The sequence below is a fragment of the Clostridium sp. Marseille-Q7071 genome (assembly GCF_965112025.1).
Genome location: NZ_CBCOPR010000001.1, coordinates 4,382,515 through 4,406,258 on the forward strand (window position 1 = coordinate 4,382,515; position 23,744 = coordinate 4,406,258).

Sequence of the window (23,744 nt, forward strand, 5' to 3'; positions counted from 1 at the left end):
AAATTTAAGCATTTATAACATACTAGAATGAGAGGTGATATGATGAGTGAATTTCATATGTGTCCTAAATTTGAATATGCTTTTACATTACTAGGTAAAAAATGGACTGGACTTATAATAAAAGTACTTTTAAGTGGTCCTAAACGCTTTTCTGATATAAAAACTATGATTCCAGAGCTTAGTGATAGAATGTTAGCAGAAAGATTTAAGGAATTAGAAGGAGAAGGGTTAATTAAAAGAATAGTTTATGCTGAAACTCCTGTAAGAATTGAGTATGAACTTACTGAAAAAGGTAAAGAACTTGAAAAAGCTATGATAGAAGTTCAAAACTGGGCTGAGAAATGGGTGTAGAAAGATTTCATATAGACTTTTTTATAATTAAAGTTATTCAATTTACAACTTTATTCAATTCACAATTCACAATGCAAAATTCACAATTATGGATATTTCTCAGCTTTACTGAGAAATTTAAAATTAATTCTCTTTGAAGTTATGAAGTAACTTCTTATAAAAAGCTAGCAATTATATTGCTAGTAAAAAATTAGTTTAAGAAATTAATTTGGTTAAAATTAATTTCCACCTCAATTGTGAATTGTGAATTGTGAATTGTGCATTATCTTAACTTCTCCATTGAAAATATCTACTTTACTCTTGACTTAAAACCAACTTACTTCTAGAATTAAGTTAACTTGGTATACTTGGAGGTAAGCTTATGTATGAAAATTATTCAATGCCTATATATCAAAAAATAGCTTTGGATATAGCCAGTGGCATATATAAAGGAGATATTGAGGAAGGGAAAAAATTACATGGTCGCTCCACTTTAGCAGGAAAATATAATGTTTCTCCTGAAACTATAAGAAGAGCAATAAAACTTTTAGAAGATGTGAATGTAGTTCAATCATCTAAAGGAAGTGGAATAACTGTTCTTTCAAAAGATAATGCTTTTAAATTTATAAATAAATTTCAAAATATAGAAAGTATTGCTTCTTGTAAGACTACCCTTGCGGACTTAATTGCTAAAAAGCGAAAACTTGAAGACGAAATAATGGAAACTATAAATAAAATAGTAGACCACTCTGGCAGATTAGGCAATATAACTCCAGTAACACCTTTAGAAATAAAAATTCCCGATAGCTGTAAGCTAATCGGTAAATCTATTTCTGAAGCTAAGTTTTGGCAAAACACAGGAGCCACTATTGTAGGAATAAAAAGAAATAGTTCTCTTATACTTTCTCCTGGTCCTTATGCAACCTTTAATAAGGGAGATGTGCTTTTACTTATAGGTGATGAAAAAGTATATAACTCTGCAGAAATATTTTTATCCGATGATTAGAAAGTATATCCAACTTAAAGTTGGACGTACTTTCTAATCATCGGATTTTTTAATTTAATTCACAATTCACAATGCAAAATTCACAATTGTGGACATTTCTCAGCAGATGCTGAGAAATTTAGAATTAATTACCATATTAATTACCTAGCCGTAGCGGCGAACAGTGTTCGCCATAATATTTTTTATATTAATATTAAATTTTGATATGTATAAAAAAATGGCGAACAATGTTCGCCACTACAATAAATCTATAAAGAAATTAGTTTGATTAAAACTAATTTCCACCACAATTTTCAATTGTCCATTCTAAATTGATTAACTACTTAGATATTAATCCCTGTTCTAATAAAAAGTCTTTAGCTACTTTTTCAGGTGATTCTCCAAGTTTATCTACCTTATAGTTTAAATCTCTCATTGTATCATCATTTATTTTACCGGAGAGCTTGTTCATAACTTCTTCAAGCTCTGGATGTTTTTTTAATGTCTCTTCTCGTATTATAGGTACTGCATAATATGGTGGGAAAAAGCTTTTATCATCCTTTAATACCTTTAAATCAAAGGCTTTTAACAACCCATCTGTTGCAAAGGAATCTATAACATCACTTTTCTTATTATCTATTGCAGTATATCTTAGTCCACCATCTACAGGTTTTAAATCTTTAAAGCTCATATTATACTCTTTAATAAGGCCTAAATATCCATCCTGTCTATTAGTAAATTCTATGGTCGGACCTATTACTAAATCATTACTTACCTTTGCTAAATCTGAAAAGCTCTCTAGATTATACTTCTCAGCTGTATCCTTAGTCACTGCTAACACGTAAGTATTATTAAATCCAAGAGGATCAAGCCATTTTATATTATACTTATTCTCAAATTCTTCTGATACTATATCATAAACTTTATTTGGATCATTTACTATATCTTTTTTCAATATATTCACAAGACCTGTTCCTGTGTACTCTACATAGGCATCAACTTCTCCAGCAGTCATTGCACTAAAGGCAATATTGGTTCCACCTAAATTTAGTTTTCTTTCAACTTTCAAATCAGTATCATTTTCAATTAAATCTGCTAGCATATTACCTACTATAAGTTGTTCAGAGAAGTTCTTAGAGGCAATAACTATTTTATCGTTATTTCTACTAAATGCAAAAATGGTACCTGATACAATCACTATTAATAGTAAAGCTGCTATTAAAGGATTCTTATTAGATCTCTTTCCATTAGATACCTTTTTTATTTTCATAGTACCATCAACCATCTTAATTCCACTAGGCGCCACCACTTTTTCTACTTTTCCAACTATAAAGTCAATTACTAAGGCTAATATACAAGCAGGTATAGCTCCAGCTAAAATCATATAGTTGTCTACTGTTTGTATTCCTGAGAACACCATGTATCCTAACCCACCTGCACCAACAAAAGCTGCTATAGTCATAAGTCCAACTGCTGTTACTGCAGAAATTCTTATTCCTGCCATTATTATTGGAAGAGCTAAAGGGATTTGTATAAGTCTAAGGATTTGTCCTTTGGTCATCCCTATTGCCTTTGCAGCTTCTAGCATATCTGGATTTATATTGGTAAGACCTGTGTAAGTATTCTTTATTATAGGTAATAAAGAATATAGCACTACCATTAAAATAGCTGGCTTACTACCTATTCCTATTATGGGAATTAAAAATCCTAATAGTGCTAAGCTTGGTATAGCTTGAATGAGGTTTGCTAACATAAGTATTGGCTTAGAAGCTTTTTTAACCCTTGTTATTAATATACCTAAGGGAATTCCAATTAATATGGCAATGAATACTGCAAATACCGTAAGTTCAATATGTTCTAATAAAAGCTGAAAAATTTGCCCTTTTTTATCTACTAAAAATTCTAAAAAACCTTGCACTAAGCATTCACCTCCATGTCTATGAATTGTTCACTCAACACTGAAATTAAACTGCTTCTAGTGACTAATCCTACAAGCTTATCTTCATTATTTACAACGGGAACATATCCAATTGCATGCTTATTCATAGTTTCTAATATATCTATTAAGTTATCTTCATCGTGTACACGTATAACGTTCTTTTCCATAACATCTTCAAGTTTTAAAACCATATTTGGATTTTTCTTTATATTTTTCAATGTAACTAATCCATTTAGAGTTCCACTTTTATCAGTTATTAATAAGCTGTCTACCTTCATACTTCTCATAATTTCGATTCCTTGAAGTATTGTTCTCTTACTACTTATTCTAACTGGATCTTCAATCATAATATCCTTAGCTTTTATATACTCAGGATTGTTCCAAATTTTATTCTTTCCTATAAATTCTTCAACATATGTTCCTATTGGATTCCTTAATATGTTTTCAGGAGTATCATATTGTAATATTTCTCCCCCACTCATAATGCAAATTTTATCAGCAAGTTTTAACGCCTCATCCATATCATGAGTTACAAACACTATAGTTTTTTTAACTTCTTGATGAAGATTAAAAAGCTCTTCTTGAAGATCACTTCTAGTTATTGGATCAAGAGCACTAAAAGGTTCATCCATTAATATTATTTCCGAATCTGTAGCAAAAGCTCTTGCAACACCTACCCTTTGTTGTTGTCCTCCACTTAATTCACAGGGATATCTATCTATAAATTTATCAGGATCTAATCCAACCATTGACATAAGTTCTTTAGTCTTAGCTTCAATCTTGCTATCATCTAGTTTTTGTAACTTTGGTATTAACTCTATATTTTCTCTAACAGTCATATGAGGAAATAGACCTGTTTGTTGAATTACATATCCTATTCTTCTTCTTAATTCAATAGGATTTTCACTCTCTATATTTTTTCCGTCTATAAAAATTTCTCCAGATGTAGGTTTTATAAGTTTATTTATCATTTTTAATAAAGTAGTTTTACCGCATCCACTAGAACCAATAAAAACTACGAACTCACCTTTATCTATTTTTAGACTTATATTTTTCAAAACAGATGTATCCTTATAAGATTTTTTTATATTTTTAAATTCTATCATATTCTTCCTCCTTTTCTCCAGAATATTTTACACTTTTCAACAGTAACAACTTAATTGTAGCATAAGGTTGTTACTTTTGCAAAATTCACTATTGGTATAAGAAAAATTTTATAGTTAGCAATACTATAGAATTTAGTATTTTCTAAGACAGATTGTACTTATACATTAAAATTAAAAACCTATGAAAATTATAGAATTCTAAATTATTTAACTTATAATTCTATAATTCTCATAGGTCAAACTTTAAATATGTCTTACATTCTTTTAAAATTATTCTGCTGGAGCTACAAAAGTTCTACTTGCCAATTCTTGATCTAACAAATATAGAGAAGGACCTTCCACAAGTTTTAATTTAGAAATAACTAAATTTACAGTTGCTTCTTCTTCTATTTGTTCATTATTGAACCACTCCAGGGCACTAACAGTAGCATAGTCCTTTTCTGCCATAGCCATATCAGTAAGATCATAAAATCTTTTAGTAACTAATTGTTCATGTTTCAACGTTTCATCAAATATTTCTTGCAAAGAATTAAATTTTGTTTTTGGTGCTGGAATCTCTTTTAGCTCTACAACAGCACCTCGTTGATTTATATAATTAAATAGCTTCATAGCATGAAATCTTTCTTCTTCATTTTGCACCAAAAACCAATTTGCAAAGCCATCTAAATTTTCATTATAGCAATATGCCGCCATGGATAAATATAAATGAGCTGAATAAAATTCGTAATTTATTTGGTCATTTAATGCTTCAGTTAACTTCTTACTAAGCATAAGTACACCTTCCTTTTTATTATTAGTATTTGATTAAATTTCTTTTCTATACAAATTTAATCATCTGATCATATATGTAAATATTTTTAACTTTTCTTATTTATCAATGCTTTTTAATTATAAATGCTCCTAACCCTATCATTAATATTCCTATCCCTAATATTGATTGGGATGAGAATATGTTACCGGTTTGAGGTAGTAGCATATTGATATACAGTTTATCTTTAAACCCTGTCTTTACTTGTTCTGCAACTAAAATATCCTGTATAGATGTATCAAAGGGCTCATAATATTTTTCAATATAACTGGTTAAATTGGTACTAATATCAATGTCAATATTTGAAATCTTATTTGATTTTGGTGTTTTTATATAAAACTCTTTATCTATAATCACTGTATTACCAACAGCTTCTCCATTACCATATACCAATGTTGCATTTTTACTTAGTAAATTTATTTTTATTTCTTCTGATCTTTCAATATCTCCTTGTATTTTTATTGGTCCAAAATAATTAAAGCCTTCCTTCTCAAAAGCAATTTTATTTATAGTGTCTTTGTTATATTGAAAAGTAATCAAACTTTCTTCTTTATTTTCTTCTGCTTTACTTATAAGATATTTAACACCTTGTAATATTCTCTTATCTACTATATCCTCTTCTACTGAAAATTTTATTATATCCCTATTAGCTTCTGTATAATGCCAAAGTGCTAATTGAGTTACTGCATAAGCTTCTTCTAAAGAATAATAACTTTCTTCATCAAGTCCAGATTTTTTTGATAGCATCTCTGGACTGACAACTGGAAAACCATTTACGAAAACCTTATTTAGTTTATTTCTATCTATACTACTTGATAATTCTCCTAATTTATACTCTGTTCCATTATAGGAAGGGTATTTCTTATACATATCAATACAATAAGCATATAAATCTTTATTTTCTTTACTAGTTATTATAAGAATTGTATCCTCTCTAATTCTTTTACCATTTTTTACATAAGAAAAATGCACATTAGCACTTTCTTTAGTAGGTCTTTTAGAAATAAATTCTCTTGCAACATCCTGAGCTTTAACAATATTGCAACTGAAAATAAATGCTACTAAAAATATTGTCAAAAATCTTTTTAGTTTTTTCATTTTTTCATCTCCTCAACAATTAATTGATCTTTAATAAAATTTTCCACATGTATTTTAATGAATAAATTAAGTTATATTTCTCTTATAAACATCTATAAAACTTCACTAATAAATATGTTTTTTTTATTATTAGTTATATATAAGGTAATTATTCCTAAAACTTACCTCTTCCCCCTAAAATTTTGACAATTGAGAATTGAAAATTGACAATGGACAATTATGGAGACTTCTCTTTTATAAGAGAAGTTTTCAACTGATTTCTTTTTTGAAGTTACACAGTAACTTTTATTAAAAAATCTATTTTAAGAAATTAATTTTATAAAACCAATTTCCACCTAAATTCTTCATCCTTCATACTTAATTCTTAATTCCTGTAGTCCCTCCATAGTATTAGTTAAACTTATTGGTGTTGTTCCGAACTATACTGCACCTCAGGGGAACCCTTATACAATTGAAAATTCACGATGCAAAATTCACAATTATGGATATTTCTCAGTTATCACTGAGAAATTTTGAATTGATCTTGTAGCGGCGAACAGTGTTCGCCACATAACTAGCAATTACATTGCTAGTCAAAAAATTTCTTCAAAGAAATTATTTTTCTAAAAAATAATTTCAACCTTAATTGTGCATTGTGAATTGTGCATTGTGCATTATTTTAAGTTGTCCATCGTCAATTTTCAATTGATTAAGTTTTCCAGTAAATAAAAAGTAACTCTTACTTAACAAAAGTAAGAGTTACTGATTTGAAATTTTCTCAGATATTAATGATTTTCCTATTATTTTTTCTGTTTTTTTAGAGTATATTTTAAATTTTCACATTGGAAACCTATAAGGTCTCATCGGAAACTAAATATTTTTGTGATTTATTAACTGCTGCTTAACAGGTAAGGTAATTATAAAATTACTGCCTTCATTTATTTCACTTATTACTTTTATATTTCCTCCGTGCAATTCAACTAATGATTTTACCAAGGTAAGACCTATTCCACTACCTACCTTCTGCTTTGATATAACATTATTTGCTTGTCCAAATCTATCAAATATTATTTCATGATATTCTTTCGCAATACCACTTCCATTATCCTTTACTGATATTTCGATGAAATCATCTTTATCATATATGTTAATCCATATAGTTCCACCTTCTTCAGTAAATTTAACAGCATTAGATATTAAGTTTATAATACATCTCTCTATGTCTCTAGCATCACATTCAATAAATTTTTCTTCAACTTCTGGATCTATTATAAGCTCTATACCGTTACTTTCTACAAATTGTTTCATAGACAATGCTATATCTTCTACTAAATATATAATATTTTCCTTATTAATATTTAATCTGTAACTTCCAGATTCAATTTTAGAGGTATCTATAAGCTCATTGATAGTATTTAAAAGACTGTTGGAATTACGCTTTATTATACCAACATATTTATTTAATATATCTTTTTCTAATACTACATCCTCTTTACACATCTTTTCAAATAATTGAACTGCAGATAATATTACATTTAGTGGACTTCTAAGCTCATGAGATAAGTTAATAAAGTATTTATTTTTAAATTGTTCATTTTTTATGAGCTTTTTATACAACTTATCATTTTCTTTAAGCTTATTGTTTAGCTGAATAGTTCTTTGTTTTACTAAACTTTCAAGTATGGTTACATAGTTCCAAACTACGTATATAACTATTAGAATTAATAAAGCGTATAATAGATATGCCCACCAAGTTTTCCAAGGAGGTCTTAAAACTGTAATAGGTATTTCCGTAACTTCACTCCATATACCATTACTATTTCTTGCCTTTACTTTAAAAGTATATTTTCCATGTTTAATATTAGTATAGCTAGCATAATTTCTATAATTCGAATATACCCACTTCTTGTCAACACCTTCTAATTTATAGGCATACTTTGTTTTAGTTGGGTTTTCATAATTTGGTAAGAAAAAATCTAAAGAAAAATTCTCTTGATTATGATTAAGTTTTATTTCATTCCTGATATCCATAGGTTTACCATTTATAGCGAAAGACTCTATCACCACTTTAGATGAATAATATTCTTTCGATAAATCTTCTGGATAAAAGTTATTTAATCCATTTACCCCACCAAAAAACATTTCTCCTGATTTACTTTGAAAATATGAATACCCATTAAATTCATTGCTTTGCAACCCATCGTTAATGTTAAAATTTACAATTCTATTATCATATACATTTATTTGGGCCAATCCACCATTTGTACTTACCCATGGATTATCAAGTTTATCTATTAGAACCCCGTAGACATAATTATTACAAAGACCATCATCTTCAGTATATCTAGTAAATTCTTCTTTTTCTTTATTAAATTTATTTACCCCATAATGAGTTCCAATCCACAAGTTTCCATTTTTATCTTCTGTTATGGATTCTATACTATTATTACTAATGCTCCTGCTATTTTCTTTATCATATTTATAATTCTTTATCTTATTAGTTTTTCTATTAAATTTAATTAGTCCACCTTCTAGTCCACATCCTAGCCACAAATTCCCATTCAAATCTTCATAAATTGCAGATATATAATAGTCCTTTACTCCATTACTACTAAGCAGCCAATTATAATTAGTAAATTCTTCTTTTTCCTTATTAAAAGAGTCTAAGCCATGACGTGTACCTATCCATATAAGTCCTTCACTATCTTCGTATATATATCTTACTTCATTGTTTATTAAACTATTGTTATTATTATTAAAGTATCTAGTAAATTTTTCTGTAGTCTTATCAAATTTATTTAATCCATAACTAGTAGCTATCCATAGATCTCCATCTCTATCTTCAGTAATTGACCAAATACGATTATGACTAATGCTTTCATCATTATTGGGATCATTTGTATATTGCTTTACCTCTCCATTTTTTCTATTAATAGAATTAAGCCCTCCACTATTAGTACCAATCCATATTACATCTTTGTCATCTACATATATTCCATTTATCATATTGTCATTTAAGCTATTTTTTTCAGTTTCATTCTTTTTATAATGGTTAAACTTGGAAGCAGGATTGAGCATACTTATACCGCTATATGTTCCTATCCAAAGCATACCAGCTTTATCTTCATGTATATTTAACACATTATTATCTATTAAACTATCTGAGTCATAATATTTATTTTTATATGTGAAGAAGTCATCAGCATCCCTATTGTATTTACTTAATCCATTTTCTGTTCCTATCCATAAAATTCCCCTGTTGTCCTGAAAAATAGTTTGAATAGAGTTAGATTGTAATTGATTCTTTTTATTGCTGCTTTTATAATGTGTAAATTTATTAGTTTTTTTATTATATTTATTTAATCCACCTATTAAAGTGCCTATCCAAATATCCTTATTTTTATCTTCATAAATTTCAGTTATATAATTATCACTAATGCTATTTGTATTTAAGCTGTCATGAGTATATCTTGTAAATAAATTTTTTTCAGTATTAAAGCTGTTTAATCCATTCTTAGTTCCGGCCCAAATTAATCCATCACTATCTTCATGTAATGAAGTAATAAAATCATGACTTAAACTATTATTATCATTTTTATCAAAGAAATATCTTATAAAAGTATTTGTTTTTTTATCGTATTTATTTAACCCCTTATCCGTTGCAACCCATATATGTCCTTTACTATCCTCCATAACATCCCATATATTATAGGATGATAAACTCTTGATATTATTAGGGTCGTTTACATATCTAGTAATTTCGTTTGTATAGGTATCTAGCCTATTTAATCCTTTAGTAGTACCTACCCATAAAAAACCCTCGTTATCTTCTATAATTGAGTTTATGTAATTAGATGTTAAGCTGTTATCATCATTAAGATTATACTTATAAACTTTAAATTCATGACCATCAAATCTATTCAATCCGTCTGTTGTACCAAACCACATATAGCCCTTACTATCTTGAAAAATGCACTCTACGGAAGATTGAGATAAGCCATCCTTAATAGTTATTCTTCTAAACTTAAAATTATTTTCTATAGCTTGTACAAGAAATTCATTAAAAAATAAGCTAAAAATTACTGCAATAATAAATACATTTAATTTTTTTATTTTTTTAATCATTTTACCTCCAATTATAGGATTATCATTCTAAAAATATTTTCCCATAATATATATAAATTTACAATAGCATATATTACAAAAAGCGACATTTAATAGATAAAAATGCTCATAAAATTAGTGATAAAATGTTTTTTCAATTTAAAATTAAGAATTTAAAGAATTTAAATCAAGAAGATAGGTAAGTATGTATATGGATGTACCACTGCTAGATTTAATCTATACACTTATAAAATTGTGTTAAAAAATTATTTTAGCTTATATTTATACAATACGAATTGACGATTGACAATGGACAATTATGGATACTTCTCTTAAGAGAAGTTTTGAACTTATTCCTTTTAAAAGTGACGAAGTCACTTTTATTAAAAATCTATTAAAGAAATTAGTTTGATTAAAACTAATTTCAACAATAATTGTCAATTCTCCATTATCAATTGTCAATTTTTTAAGGTCGTGAATTAACATATCAGAGTGTTAAGCTATATTCAGATATACATTAAATTTTAGAGTAGTTTATCTATAGATGTATTGTTTCTAATATAAAACTCCACCTTTTTTAAGAAGATAGATTTTTAAAAGCTTCTCTAAGGTGGAGTTTACAATTTACAGTTTTCTGTTTTCTCTAGTGACATTTATATAATTTAAAATTTCTTAATACCTTCACTAATATTATTTATTTTAATTAATTTTAAGGCATCTTTTGCTGATATTTCTGTTACCAATTCTAATTTATCAATGTATTTTAGAATGCTTTCACTTATTTGAATATTATTAGTAGATGATACCTTAATTCTTTCTATAAAACTTTTAACCTTTACGGTTTTAATTTTATAATCAAATATAGAAAGTATCTTTAAATTGAATAGTGTTAAATAAATATCTTTATTCTCTTCCCACTGTTCATAAGTATTTATATTAGTAAATATATCTTTTATAATATTATTTATTTCATCATTAATTTTTTCTATATTTTCTTCATATATAAATGTAATAGAATCTATCTCTATGAAACATATCGACAGTTGTTTTATTATAGAATTTTTTATATTCTCCGATTGCTCTTCATTAAATAGAAAATTTAACTTTGAAAAACTGATATTTTTTAAAAATATATTTTTAAAGTACATTATGAAACTTTCAAAATCCTCTGAGTTATTTCCTAATTCTATTTGAAATAACATTCTAAAAAACAAATTCCACTGAAAGTCATTATTGATTGATTTTAATATTGCAGTACCAACAGTATTACAGAATTCATCTTTAAATTCTACTTCTCTTTCAAATTCTATTTGAGAATTAAAGTTCATATCATCTTTTCCTATGGCATTTAATCTAGATAAAGTTTTTAATAAAGTTTCATTATAGTCCTCTAAATCTTCTGCATTATTAGTTCTAAATATGTATTTTACTATAGCATCACAGGACTTTTTAAAATCTACAATTAGCCCTATACTTTTTTTCATTTGTGTAGAAAATATATCATAGATTATTTTAGACAGTACAGTTTCTAATTGAGCTTTCCTAACTGTTGGATCAATAGCATTAAATTTATTTACTTGATCATATATGAGTAAAAGTTGATTATCTATCATAGAAAGATTTTTCTTAATTGCTCCCATTATATTTTTATAAAACTCATCAACTAACATATAATTATTATTTTTATATATTATTTTATGCTCTATTTCACCCCAGAATATATTAACTAAAGATTTAATTTGAAGTTCAAAATTGAATTTTTTATCATTATATTCATAGAAACCATCTATTCTAAATATTTTAAATCCATTTTTCTGTTCTTGAGGTTGTTTATCTGATAATTTTAATTTTATATTTTTCTTTGATGAATTATAATAATAGCCTTCCTCATCTATTTCTGTAAAATGTGTTTTAATCACCTTGTATATTTTATTTTCATCCTCAATAAATCTACATTCAATTCTAATTCCTATTAAATCTGAGAGGTTAGAAAAAAATTCCTCCACAGTGCTATATTTTTTATAATAATTATTTCTAATAATCTTTTCTTTTAAACTACTAATAGATTTTACTCTAGAATTAATATTTAAAACTCCTTGATCTTCTTCCATTAACATTTCTTCAAAATAACACTCTATATCTTCACATAAGGTATCCAAATGGGTTTCTATATCTTTAAAATATATAATAGAATCATCAATAAATTGAAACATCTTTAATTCCATAACCATCCTCCTGAGTTTTGTAACCAATATTTTTCATATTACAAGTTTACCATAAAAGTATTTAAAATTTAAACTTAATAAAAAATCCTAGTTTAAGGTATCCATATAATTTTGCAATTTTTTTCTTTAATCATAATTTGGCATGTCAAAAACTAAAAATGACTATATCTTTGGAAATAGCCACTTTTACAATTATAAATTTTCTACATTTGAGTTATAGATAAGATATTAAAAATTAATAATCACTATTATAATTTCTATTATATATTAATATAATTTAAGAACAGCTTTTATCTTTATATATAAAGAAAGAGCTTTTTATATTTTATAATTAAATTAATAGGAGGACTTATTTATGAAAAAATTATTTAACAGCTTAATATTTAAGCTAATTCTTGCCGTTATAATAGGCCTTTTAGTTGGACTTAATTCTCCAGCTAATTTTATACACGTTGTTGTTACCCTGAAATATATATTAGGGCAAATAATATTCTTTGTTGTGCCACTAATTATAATAGGGTTTATTGCTCCATCAATAGCAAAGCTTAAAAGCAATGCATCAAAATTATTAGGATTTGCAGTATTATTAGCATATCTATCCTCTGTTGGAGCAGCGGCATTTTCATCATTTTTTGGATATGTTTTAATTCCTAAATTATCTATAACTCCCGTTACTGAAGGATTGAAAGAACTTCCTAAACTAATATTTAAATTAGATATAGATCCAGTTATGTCAGTAATGAGTGCTTTAGTACTTTCAATATTGATTGGACTTGCAACAGCTTGGACAAAAGCTGATTTATTTGAAAAATTACTTGATCAATTTCAAGGTATAGTTTTAAGTATAGTAAATAGAATTGTCATTCCTATACTTCCTTTATTTATAGCCTCTACATTTGCTACTTTAGCTTATGAAGGTTCTATAACAACACAATTACCGGTATTTATAAAAGTTATAGTTATAGTTATAATTGGACATTTTATCTGGCTTGCAGTATTATATCTTATTGCTGGTCTTATATCAGGAAAAAATCCATGGCAAGTACTTAAAAATTATGGACCTGCATATTTAACAGCTGTTGGAACTATGTCCTCAGCAGCTACTTTACCAGTGGCTTTAAAATCAGCTAAAAAATCTGATGTGTTAAGAGAGGATATCGTGGATTTTGCAATTCCATTATGTGCAAATATTCATCTTTGTGGTTCAGTATTAACTGAAGTATTCTTTGTTATGACAGTATCACAAATACTTTATGGACAATTACCTTCTGTTTCATCTATGATATTATTTATTCTTTTACTTGGTGTGTTTGCTATAGGGGCCCCTGGAGTTCCTGGTGGAACTGTAATGGCATCTCTTGGATTAATAATAAGTGTTCTTGGATTTAGTGATGCAGGAACAGCTCTTATATTAACAATATTTGCTCTACAAGATAGCTTTGGAACAGCATGTAATATAACTGGCGATGGAGCTTTAGCTCTTATGCTTTCAGGAATTGCTGAAAAGAAAAATTATGCTAAATAAGTTTGTAGTCATTAAAAATAATTAGGTTCTTAAATTTATATATAAAAAAGCATTAAGTTTTTATTTAAACTTAATGCTTTTTTATTTTAATATTATCAATAAAATATCAATTAATATTCTATTTATCAAATAATCCACCAGTTTTTTTACTGCTTTTTCCCTTTCTTAGTTGTCCCATTGATTTTTCTGCCCTTTGCATACAATTTTGTTTTGAACTATTATTTTTCTTTTCTTCAATAATTTTTTTCATCATTTCAATATTTTTACTTGTCATACACTGTTCTCCTATTATCTTACTAAGGTTTTAAAGTAATAAATACATTTAAATTTTAAAAATTTCACTAGAATACTTTTAATACATATAAATTATTATATTAGAAAAACTAGGATTAATCATCTATTAATTTCTTTAATTAATAGTAATAATATTGCTATTTCTCCACCTCAGGAGAAGTTAATCAATGGAGGATTGAGAATTGAAAATTGACAATTGTGGTTGAAATTAATTTTTTACTAGCAATACAATTGCTAATTTTTTTTACCCAGTTACTGTGTAACTTCAAAAAGAAATCAATTTAAAACTTCTCTTATAAAAGAGAAGTATCAATAATTGTCCATTGTCAATCGTCAATTTTCAATTTGTTTAAATGCTAAACCTTAAGAATTCTTAAGGTTTTATTATAATTTTTTTAAACTATTTTTCTTAAAATCAAAGTATATTAGCCTTTAGCCAAATATTTAAAGTTATTTTCAATAAATAATCTTAAATATTGCTATTAGTGTTAAATAGAAATTATCTAATTTAAGGAGGAATAGTTTTGAAAAAATTATTTAGAGGGGTATTATATATAATAATTATAGTTTTAGGTGTTGTTGGAATGGTTAAAGTAGCAAGTAAATCAGATATTTCAAGTGAGGTAAGTGTTGAAAAAAATTCTGATGATATTTTAGTACTAGTAAATAGAGAGCATTCTATAGGTAAAAATTATAAGCCTAAAGATTTAATAAAACCTAATGTGAGATTTTTTTCAAATATGACAAAAGAAGAGAAATTAATGAGAAAAGAAGCCGGTGATGCTTTAGAAGAATTATTTAAAGCAGCAGGAGATGAAGGAATAAATTTATATGCACTGTCTGGTTATCGTTCCTACAAAACCCAAAAGAAGACCTATGAAGAAAGAGTAAAACGTCAAGGAGAAGAATTAGCTGATAGCTTTGTTGCTAAACCTGGATATAGTGAGCATAACACAGGTTTGTCTATGGACATAACCAATAAAGATTTTAGTACAAGTTTTGAAACTACTGCTGAAGGAATTTGGTTAAAAGACAATTGTTATAAATTTGGATTCATAATAAGATATCCTAAAGGTAAAGAAGATATAACAGGATATAGTTATGAGCCATGGCATATAAGATACGTTGGAAAAGAAGTGGCTGAAATTATAACAACACAAGGCATTACTTTAGAAGAATATCTAAATAAATAATCGATTTTATTTGGAGCTTATAGTTATGAATCTATATTGAAATTATCTTTGATAATTATAGTATATATGTTTATATAAAATTGTCCTATAATAGTGTTGTATACATCTATAAATGTATGTATATCTCAAATAGCTACTTCAGAATAATGGATAATTGACAATGGACTATGGACAATTATGGATGAAATTACTTTTTACTAACGATATATTCTAGTTGTAGCTAAATTAATATAGGAGGGTTTTATGGATAAAAATATACTTATTGTAGATGATGATCATGAAATTGTAGATTTATTAGAAATTTACCTTAAAAATGAAGGATATAAAATATTTAAAGCCTACAATGGCGTAGAAGCATTAAAAATAATTAAAAATACCAATATACAACTTGTTATTTTAGATATAATGATGCCTGAACTGAATGGCATAGAGGTATGTAAACAAATTAGGACAACATTAAATATACCTATTCTTATGTTAAGTGCCAAAAATGAAGATACGGATAAAATTACTGGATTAATCACTGGTGCTGATGATTATATGGTTAAGCCTTTTAATCCATTAGAAGTAACTGTAAGAGTAAAAACTCTATTGAGAAGAGCTTATTATTTTAATGAAAATATGATGAATTCACAAGATGAAGACATTATTAGAATTGATTCACTAGTTATAAAAAAATCCACTCATTCAGTACTTGTAGATGACATAAATATAAATTTAACTTCTACTGAATTTGAAATTTTACACCTTCTAGCAAGCCACCCTGGAAGAGTTTTTGGTGCTGAAGAGATATTTGAACGGGTATGGAAAGAAAAATATTATCAATCTAACAATACAGTTATGGTTCATATAAGTAAGCTTAGAGATAAATTAGAAAAAGCTATGGGTGGAGAAAAAATAATTCATACAATTTGGGGAGTAGGTTATAAAATTGAAAAAAAGCACTATCTATAAACTTCAAATAAAATATATATCTGTAATTGTTCTAAGTATGTTTCTCTCTTACTTAATTTTAATTACTCTTAAGGATATGTTCTATCCTATTCTTATTGATTCTGGATATGATCCAATTATGTGGCGATTTTTGAAAATTCCTAGAAGGGTATCAGACTATATTCCTTTGAGCGAATTACGTTTTCTATCCTACATATTGTGGCTTTTTATTTTTATATTAATTTTATTTTTATTTACTCATAAAAAAGCAAAGCACTTTATTCAAATTATTAATGCTATAGATCTTGTTGCTAAGGGAGGTTTTGATGAAAAGCTTACTATAGAATCAAGAAATACACTAGGTAAAACTGCTAAAAATATGAATATTATTATTGAACGATTAAATAATTCAGTAGATGAGCGTATAGCAGAACAATCTAAAAATGAATTAATCACAAATGTTTCTCATGACTTACGCACTCCTTTAACGTCAATCATTGGATATCTTGGAGTGATTGAAGAAGACCGTTATAGAGATGAAGTTCAATTACGATATTATGTAAATATTGCCTATGAAAAATCTAAAAGATTAAATCTTTTAATTAATGATTTATTTGAACTTACCCGAATGGGAAATGGTGGCGTTAAAATTAGTAAAAATCCAATTAATATTGTGGAGTTATTAAATCAATTAATTATACAATTTCGTTTTCAACTTGAAAGTGCGAATATGGAAGAAAGATTATTTTTTTCAGAAGATAGACTTATAGTTCTTGGTGATGGCGATAAATTAGTGAGAGCATTTGAAAATCTAATTTCCAACGGTATAACTTATGGTAAACATAGCAAATATATTGATATTGTTACAAATAAAGAAGATAATACTGCGGTTATAAAAGTAATTAATTATGGTGATCCTATACCAGTACTTGATTTACCACATATTTTTGAACGTTTTTATAGAGTGGAAAAATCTAGATCAGAAGAGACTGGTGGATCAGGACTTGGTTTAGCTATAACAAAAAATATCGTCCAATTACATAATGGAGAAATAACTGCATATAGTGATGAAGAAAAAACCACATTTGAAGTAAAATTACCACTATTAGATTTGACAGATTAACTATAATAGATATAAAGTTTATACTTATTTGTTAGCTAATGTAAAAAATCTTAAATATATTGAATAAATCACTATATTATTTAATATATTTTGTAGAATAAAGGATTTTCCTATTGATTAGTGGAATATATTACCCTTAACCATGTATAGAATCATAGGAGGATGATTAAAGTGAGTCTAGAACATCTTATTAACTTAATACTTCCTTATATTATTCATTTTTTAGAATTAATAGGAATTATTATAGTGGTAATTTCTGCGCTTAAGGGATTTTATCAGTATATAAAAAGCTTATTTAATCCAAGTACTAATTTAATAAAAGTAGATTTTGCTGAAGCTTTAGCACTTGCTTTGGAATTTAAATTAGCAGGTGAGATATTAAAAACTGTACTTATAAGAACCCTTGATGAAATGTATATTTTAGCTGCAATAATTTTATTAAGAGCAATATTAACCTTTGTTATTCACTGGGAAATTAAGTTTGATAAAACTCATCATGCTGAACAATAAAATAATGAAATTTAAAATATTTTTTTAAAAATTCTGTTAAAATTAAAAACCTATTAACCTTTAGAAAGTTAGTAGGTTTTTTGCTATTTTATCTATATAAATAAACCTGCTATCTTTTTTATATGAAAAATAACAGGTTCATAAAAGGATGGATTAATGGAAATAAAAATATATTTGTTAACATTGATTTTTATGACTCATAGCATATTTTGCTAAATTATTAGCTGTAAACTTACCACTATAAAGAGCACCTTGTATCCATGCATGGTTAGCAGAGGCATGTTCTCCCGCAAAAAATATTCTTCCATTATACTCTGGTTGTAAAATATTATAGGTAAATAATTGTTTCTGTCCTGGTGCATTTACAGCAAAGGCACCTCTAAAATATGGCTCTGTATTCCAGTCAATACTTTTATACTCTTTTACTATGTTATCTAAATAACCAGCAGGAAGTCCATGCACTTTTTCTACTTGTCTTTTAGTTAATTCAAATTTTGCTTCTTCTTTCATACCTCCTACACGAATAGAATCTAAAGATAAGCTATAAGAAGCTAATAATATTCCTGGTTCTTCTGGGCAATAAACCTGCCTAACTGCATGATCAGAAGGATAAACAATTGACTGAATTGCCTCATCAGTGTAAGATACTCCCCCTAATATACCACCATAATATTCGTCATCTTCCCAAAAGCGCCTTTTGCAGTAAAAAAATGTTTTAAGGGAGTTTTCATAAGTAAATTCTTTAATAGCTTGCATTTTTCTAGCGCTAAACACTGGAGCTACATCCACTTCCCTTAAAGTACTAAAAGGAATAGCACATATTACATAATCAAAAGTTTCCATATAGGTTCTATTATTATCCGTATTCCTATACTCAATAGATACTCTTTCATGTTTATTACTCGTTTTATATATTCCGGTTACTACACAACCTGATTTCCATTTACATGTTCCTAGCATATGTCGAGGTATATTTTCATATTCTGTTGGCTCTTCAGAAGTTAAGCTTCTATGGAATGCAAGTGGAAGGTTAACCATACCACCATCAATTTGATACAAATAGTTAAAAGTTACTGGGTAATTTTCCTGCATTAGCTCATTATAAGAAGCGTTAAAGAATGGTGATGTTAAAACATCAACTCCAGCTATTAACTCTATAGCACCTTGGCTTAATTTATTCTTTTGCAATACTTGACGTATACTAAGGTTATCTAGATATTCATATGGTAAGCTATATCTAGGAAGTATCCTTAAAATATCTGTTCTTTCTTTTGGGGTTAAATTATTCATAGAAGAAATCATTCCATAATTATGCAGCTCATCCCAAGGTGTATCTCTTTCCCATTTTCTTAAAGGAAATAAAGGATAGATATATTTCTCTATATTTTCACTAGTATTTCTTATCCTTCTGTTTCTAACAAGTAAAAATGTCATAGGATTATATTGAACAAAGGGATTAGTTTTTAAACTAAATAAGTTTATATAATGCCATGTAGTTTCATGAGATGCAGGTACTCTCATTGCTCCCAGTTCCCCATATAGTTTTTTAGATTTATCAAAATAATAGGTATAAATTCTTCCACCAATTCTATCTTTTAATGCTTCATAAATAGTTATATCTGCTCCCAATTTTCTTAATTCAAAAGCAGAACTTAATCCTGCAGCACCTCCACCTATAATTCCTATTTTCACCCCTTTTAAGGATAATGGTGGAGCATAGTTTGTAATATCAGGTGGAGGACTTAATAAGTTAATTACATTATAAAAATCTTCTGGTCTTCCCACTTCATTTAATGATTCTTTAACCATCTCATATCTTTGCTCATTTGTAGGATTGCTTGGATGTAATTTAAGCATTTCTACAGCCATTAATATTACCTCTTAAAATTTATTACATTAATATAATATTAATGAATTTTTAAAGTATTACTAAATATGACGGAATAATTAAAAAATATATTGTAATAATTTAAAATTAAAAAATCGTGATATTTAATCACGATTTTTTATTGAATAATTTTAATAATTTATAATGCTTTTTGATTCTGCTCCAAGTTTTTAGAAAATATTATTCTAAATCAATAGAGCCCCCCCTTTTTTGTTTTTTCATATCTCCATTTTTAATCATTTCTGGTTTTTCATTTTTAGTATATTCTTTATTAGTCTTTTTTGCTTTTTTTGGTTCTCTATGACTCATAAAAACGCTCCTTTATATAATAAGTTTATTTACTATTATTTTTTCTCTTAATATAGAATTTATTCCTTAACTTATTATTTAAAATATATTTTTTCTATTAGCAAATTCTTATGGCATAGTTTGATAGCATACTGAATAGTTTTTAAAAATATTTTATAAATTTTTTTCCTAATTGCATATTTGCTTATTAGAGTTATGTATTTTAGGAGGAATGGCTATGTTATATACTAAAATTGATAATAAGGTTTTAAATTATAATATTTCTGTTGGAGCTTTTAAGCTTCATTTCTTACTTCAAAGTATGTGCTATGGAGACAAGCTTCAATGCTTCCCTTCCCAAAGCTATTTAGCTAATATTTTAAGAAAATCTGTAAGAACTATTCAAAGATACTTAAATGAGTTGATAGCTGCAGGAATTATAAAAAAGCAAAGAAGAGGAAGTACTTCAAATCTTTATACAATAACTTTAAAAGTAGACCCAATAGAACATCAAAAAAATTTACTTTTTAAAAAGAATAAAAATATTAAAAGCAAAAATATCAAAGCCAAGAAAGAAAGTATTTGGAATAAGATACCTAGCAGAAATTATAATTTTGATTCCTTAGAAAAAATGCTTCTTGGAGAAATAGAATTTAGTAACTACAACTTATATAAATGATTTAATGTTTTTTCTATTGATATAAACCTTATATAGAAAAAACTATTTTTTAAACCTATTTTAAATAGGTCTTTTTGTATTTTTGAAAACTACTTATTTAATAAAATTTTATTAAGATTTACTATCTCCTTGCAGCATATTTTTTTAAAGTTATAAATTATCCTGTTTCTCTCTAGAGTTCTTTATTTTTAAGAAAGAATGAATATATTTTGTCGCATTAAATACGTCAAATATAATCTTCATTATGACATTAAGTACTTTTATTATAAGACACTAAGTAGCTAGGAATAATAAAAAGATAATAATAAAAATTTAATAAGGAAAACTATAATAACCTATATATACTACTTTAAAATTTAATATATATCTCTATGGTATTTTAATTCACAATTCACAATGCAAAATGCACAATTAAGGTGAAAATTATTTTTGATCAAAATAATTTCTTTAATGGATTTTTTAACTAGCAATACAATTGCTAGTGATTTATTGTAGGGGCGAACAGTGTTCGCCAGTTTTTTTTAATACGTCTTATAGTTCAATATTTATTCAATAATATATGACGAACACTGTTCGTCGCTACGGTTAATCAATTTTAAATTTCTCAGTTACCACTGAGAAATATCTACAATTGTGAATTGTGAACTGTGAATTTTGAATTTAGTAGTTTTAGTGACTATACCAATAAGTGTTAATTATTTTTAGAGGTAGATTAAATTTAGAAGTGGTACATCTATATATGATATTTTATAAATGTGTAAATAAGTAAGTAAAGTCTTTATTTTTTTCCATAATTGGTTTATGATTAAAGGTAAATGTAAATAAATATAGTAGAGATATCAATAATTATTAACTATGTTTGTTTTAGACATCTTTAAAAAAATAATGAGATAGTATGTTAGCCTATTTTGTATCATACTGCGTTGTTTGGTTCTGTCTATATTACTACTATAACAGAACCTAACGACTTATCTGATATAAGGCATATGAGATAAAATAGACTAACATCTTTACCTTGTTATTTTCTTTCAGATGCTTAAATAATTTAACAAGAGAGGTATGCATTATGTCAAACGAATTTAATTCATCTAACTTCATAAAAAACATAGTAATTGAAAATTTAAAAAGTGGTAAGCATAAGGAAATAATAACTCGTTTTCCACCTGAACCAAACGGCTACCTACATATTGGTCATGCTAAATCAATAGTTTTAAACTTTGAGCTAGCTGACGAATTTAAAGGAAAAACTAACTTAAGATTCGATGATACTAATCCTATAAAAGAAGATACTGAGTATGTAGAATCTATAAAAGAAGATGTTAAATGGCTCGGCTTTGACTGGGATAATCTTCATTTTGCTTCTAATTATTTTGAAGAAATGTATAATAGAGCAGTTGTTTTAATTAAAAAAGGTAAAGCTTATGTTTGCGACTTAAATCCAGAGCAAATTAGAGAATATAGAGGTACATTGACAGAGCCAGGAAAAGAGAGTCCTCACAGAAATAGAACTGTTGAAGAAAATCTAGGCTTGTTTGAAAAAATGAAAAGTGGAGAATTTAAAGACGGCGAAAAAGTATTAAGAGCTAAAATAGACATGTCTTCTCCAAATATCAATATGAGAGATCCAATTATCTATAGAATTTCTCACTCTACTCATCATAATACTGGCGATAAATGGTGTATTTATCCAATGTATGACTTTGCTCATCCACTTGAAGATGCTATTGAAGGCATAACTCATTCTATTTGTACTTTAGAATTTGAAGATCATAGACCACTTTATGATTGGTTTGTTAGAGAATGTGAAATGGAGTCTGTTCCTCAACAAATTGAGTTTGCAAGATTAAATATAACTAATACAGTTATGAGTAAAAGAAAACTTAAAATGTTAGTTGATGAACATGTAGTTGATGGATGGGATGATCCAAGAATGCCAACAGTAGCTGGTTTAAGAAGAAGAGGATATACGCCAGAGGCTATAAGAAACTTCTGTAGAGCTATAAGTGTTGCTAAAGCTAACTCTACTGTAGATGCTCAAATGCTTGAGTACTTCATAAGAGAAGACTTAAACCCAAAAGCTCCAAGAGCTATGGCTGTGTTAAGACCATTAAAATTAGTTATAACTAACTATCCAGAAAATGAAATAGAGATGTTAGATATCGAAAATAACCCTGATGATGAAAATGCAGGAACTAGAAAAGTACCGTTTTCAAGAGAATTATACATAGAACAGGAAGACTTCATGGAAGAACCACCAAAAAAATACTTTAGGTTATTCCCTGGAAACGAAGTAAGATTAAAAGGTGCTTATTTCGTAAAATGTAATGAAGTTATCAAAGACGAAGATGGAAACGTTGTAGAAATTCGCTGTACTTATGATCCAGAAACTAAAAGTGGTACTGGATTCACTGGAAGAAAAGTTAAAGGAACAATTCATTGGGTAGATGCTAAACACAGTATTCCAGCTGAGTTTAGATTATATGAACCATTAATACTTGATGATGAAGATGGAGAAGATAAACATTTCTTAGAGCAAATCAACCCAAATTCTTTAGAAATACTTAAAGGCTTCATTGAACCAAGTGTTAAGGGAACTAAACCTCAAGATAAATATCAATTATTTAGACATGGTTACTTTAATGTAGATTCTAAATATTCTACAGGTGATGAAATAGTGTTTAATAGAATTGTTTCATTAAAAAGTTCATTTAAATTAAAATAATCGAAAAGCAGTAGA

General features: G+C 27.2%; 18 protein-coding genes. 9 read left to right on the forward strand and 9 right to left on the reverse strand.

The features are described from left to right. Positions 1 to 42: 42 nt before the first annotated feature. On the forward strand, positions 43 to 351 hold the full coding sequence (locus ACWPW7_RS20810; protein WP_454055094.1) for a winged helix-turn-helix transcriptional regulator: 309 nt from the start codon (positions 43 to 45) through the stop codon (positions 349 to 351). A 361-nt stretch (positions 352 to 712) separates the two neighbouring features. Beyond that, positions 713 to 1,336 carry a TrkA C-terminal domain-containing protein gene (locus tag ACWPW7_RS20815; RefSeq protein ID WP_291565597.1) on the forward strand — a complete coding sequence of 208 codons (624 nt, stop codon included), beginning with the start codon at positions 713 to 715 and terminating at the stop codon, positions 1,334 to 1,336. A 319-nt stretch (positions 1,337 to 1,655) separates the two neighbouring features. Here ACWPW7_RS20815 and ACWPW7_RS20820 read toward each other — a convergent pair whose 3' ends face one another. From ACWPW7_RS20820 to ACWPW7_RS20845, 6 genes are all read right to left on the reverse strand, one after another. Further along, positions 1,656 to 3,233: an ABC transporter permease/substrate-binding protein gene (locus ACWPW7_RS20820; protein ID WP_454055095.1), complete on the reverse strand. Its 1,578-nt coding sequence runs from the start codon at positions 3,231 to 3,233 to the stop codon at positions 1,656 to 1,658. Further along, positions 3,233 to 4,360 carry an ABC transporter ATP-binding protein gene (locus tag ACWPW7_RS20825; RefSeq protein ID WP_454055096.1) on the reverse strand — a complete coding sequence of 376 codons (1,128 nt, stop codon included), beginning with the start codon at positions 4,358 to 4,360 and terminating at the stop codon, positions 3,233 to 3,235. The genes ACWPW7_RS20820 and ACWPW7_RS20825 overlap by 1 nt, the downstream gene beginning before the upstream one ends. A 270-nt stretch (positions 4,361 to 4,630) precedes the next feature. After that, a complete protein-coding gene (locus ACWPW7_RS20830; RefSeq protein ID WP_454055097.1) occupies positions 4,631 to 5,131 on the reverse strand; it encodes a ferritin in 501 nt (166 codons plus the stop codon). Positions 5,132 to 5,234: 103 nt separating this feature from the next. After that, on the reverse strand, positions 5,235 to 6,266 hold the full coding sequence (locus ACWPW7_RS20835; RefSeq protein ID WP_454055098.1) for a Cys-Gln thioester bond-forming surface protein: 1,032 nt from the start codon (positions 6,264 to 6,266) through the stop codon (positions 5,235 to 5,237). 849 nt (positions 6,267 to 7,115) lie between these two features. Beyond that, complete coding sequence (locus ACWPW7_RS20840) at positions 7,116 to 10,370, reverse strand: ligand-binding sensor domain-containing protein (protein ID WP_454055099.1); 3,255 nt, start codon at positions 10,368 to 10,370, stop codon at positions 7,116 to 7,118. 641 nt (positions 10,371 to 11,011) lie between these two features. Then, entirely contained in the window at positions 11,012 to 12,574 is a 1,563-nt protein-coding gene (locus tag ACWPW7_RS20845) for a GTP pyrophosphokinase (protein WP_454055100.1), read from the reverse strand. Between the two features lie 355 nt (positions 12,575 to 12,929). Between ACWPW7_RS20845 and ACWPW7_RS20850 the strand changes: the two genes are divergently transcribed. Continuing rightward, a complete protein-coding gene (locus ACWPW7_RS20850) occupies positions 12,930 to 14,099 on the forward strand; it encodes a dicarboxylate/amino acid:cation symporter (protein WP_454055101.1) in 1,170 nt (389 codons plus the stop codon). 118 nt (positions 14,100 to 14,217) lie between these two features. Here the strand turns inward: ACWPW7_RS20850 and ACWPW7_RS20855 are convergent, their stop codons facing one another. Then, positions 14,218 to 14,373 carry a hypothetical protein gene (locus tag ACWPW7_RS20855; RefSeq protein ID WP_454055102.1) on the reverse strand — a complete coding sequence of 52 codons (156 nt, stop codon included), beginning with the start codon at positions 14,371 to 14,373 and terminating at the stop codon, positions 14,218 to 14,220. Between the two features lie 544 nt (positions 14,374 to 14,917). On the opposite strand from ACWPW7_RS20855, the gene ACWPW7_RS20860 reads away from it, so the two are divergent. From ACWPW7_RS20860 to ACWPW7_RS20875, 4 genes are all read left to right on the forward strand, one after another. Beyond that, positions 14,918 to 15,586: a M15 family metallopeptidase gene (locus ACWPW7_RS20860; protein ID WP_454055103.1), complete on the forward strand. Its 669-nt coding sequence runs from the start codon at positions 14,918 to 14,920 to the stop codon at positions 15,584 to 15,586. 243 nt (positions 15,587 to 15,829) lie between these two features. Beyond that, positions 15,830 to 16,540 (forward strand): response regulator transcription factor, encoded by a 711-nt coding sequence (locus tag ACWPW7_RS20865; protein WP_454055104.1) that lies wholly within the window; start codon positions 15,830 to 15,832, stop codon positions 16,538 to 16,540. Beyond that, positions 16,518 to 17,642 carry a sensor histidine kinase gene (locus ACWPW7_RS20870; protein ID WP_454055105.1) on the forward strand — a complete coding sequence of 375 codons (1,125 nt, stop codon included), beginning with the start codon at positions 16,518 to 16,520 and terminating at the stop codon, positions 17,640 to 17,642. Before ACWPW7_RS20865 ends, ACWPW7_RS20870 begins: the two co-directional genes overlap by 23 nt. Positions 17,643 to 17,813: 171 nt before the next feature. Continuing rightward, positions 17,814 to 18,152: a DUF1622 domain-containing protein gene (locus ACWPW7_RS20875; RefSeq protein WP_454055106.1), complete on the forward strand. Its 339-nt coding sequence runs from the start codon at positions 17,814 to 17,816 to the stop codon at positions 18,150 to 18,152. 177 nt (positions 18,153 to 18,329) lie between these two features. Here the strand turns inward: ACWPW7_RS20875 and ACWPW7_RS20880 are convergent, their stop codons facing one another. After that, on the reverse strand, positions 18,330 to 20,021 hold the full coding sequence (locus ACWPW7_RS20880) for a flavin monoamine oxidase family protein (RefSeq protein WP_454055107.1): 1,692 nt from the start codon (positions 20,019 to 20,021) through the stop codon (positions 18,330 to 18,332). 199 nt (positions 20,022 to 20,220) lie between these two features. Next, positions 20,221 to 20,349, reverse strand: a complete 129-nt coding sequence (locus ACWPW7_RS20885) for a hypothetical protein (protein ID WP_454055108.1) — start codon at positions 20,347 to 20,349, stop codon at positions 20,221 to 20,223. 217 nt (positions 20,350 to 20,566) lie between these two features. Between ACWPW7_RS20885 and ACWPW7_RS20890 the strand changes: the two genes are divergently transcribed. Together ACWPW7_RS20890 and ACWPW7_RS20895 are read left to right on the forward strand one after the other, a co-directional pair. Next, on the forward strand, positions 20,567 to 21,007 hold the full coding sequence (locus ACWPW7_RS20890; RefSeq protein ID WP_454055109.1) for a helix-turn-helix domain-containing protein: 441 nt from the start codon (positions 20,567 to 20,569) through the stop codon (positions 21,005 to 21,007). Positions 21,008 to 22,073: 1,066 nt separating this feature from the next. Beyond that, on the forward strand, positions 22,074 to 23,729 hold the full coding sequence (locus ACWPW7_RS20895; RefSeq protein ID WP_454055110.1) for a glutamine--tRNA ligase/YqeY domain fusion protein: 1,656 nt from the start codon (positions 22,074 to 22,076) through the stop codon (positions 23,727 to 23,729). Positions 23,730 to 23,744: the final 15 nt, after the last annotated feature.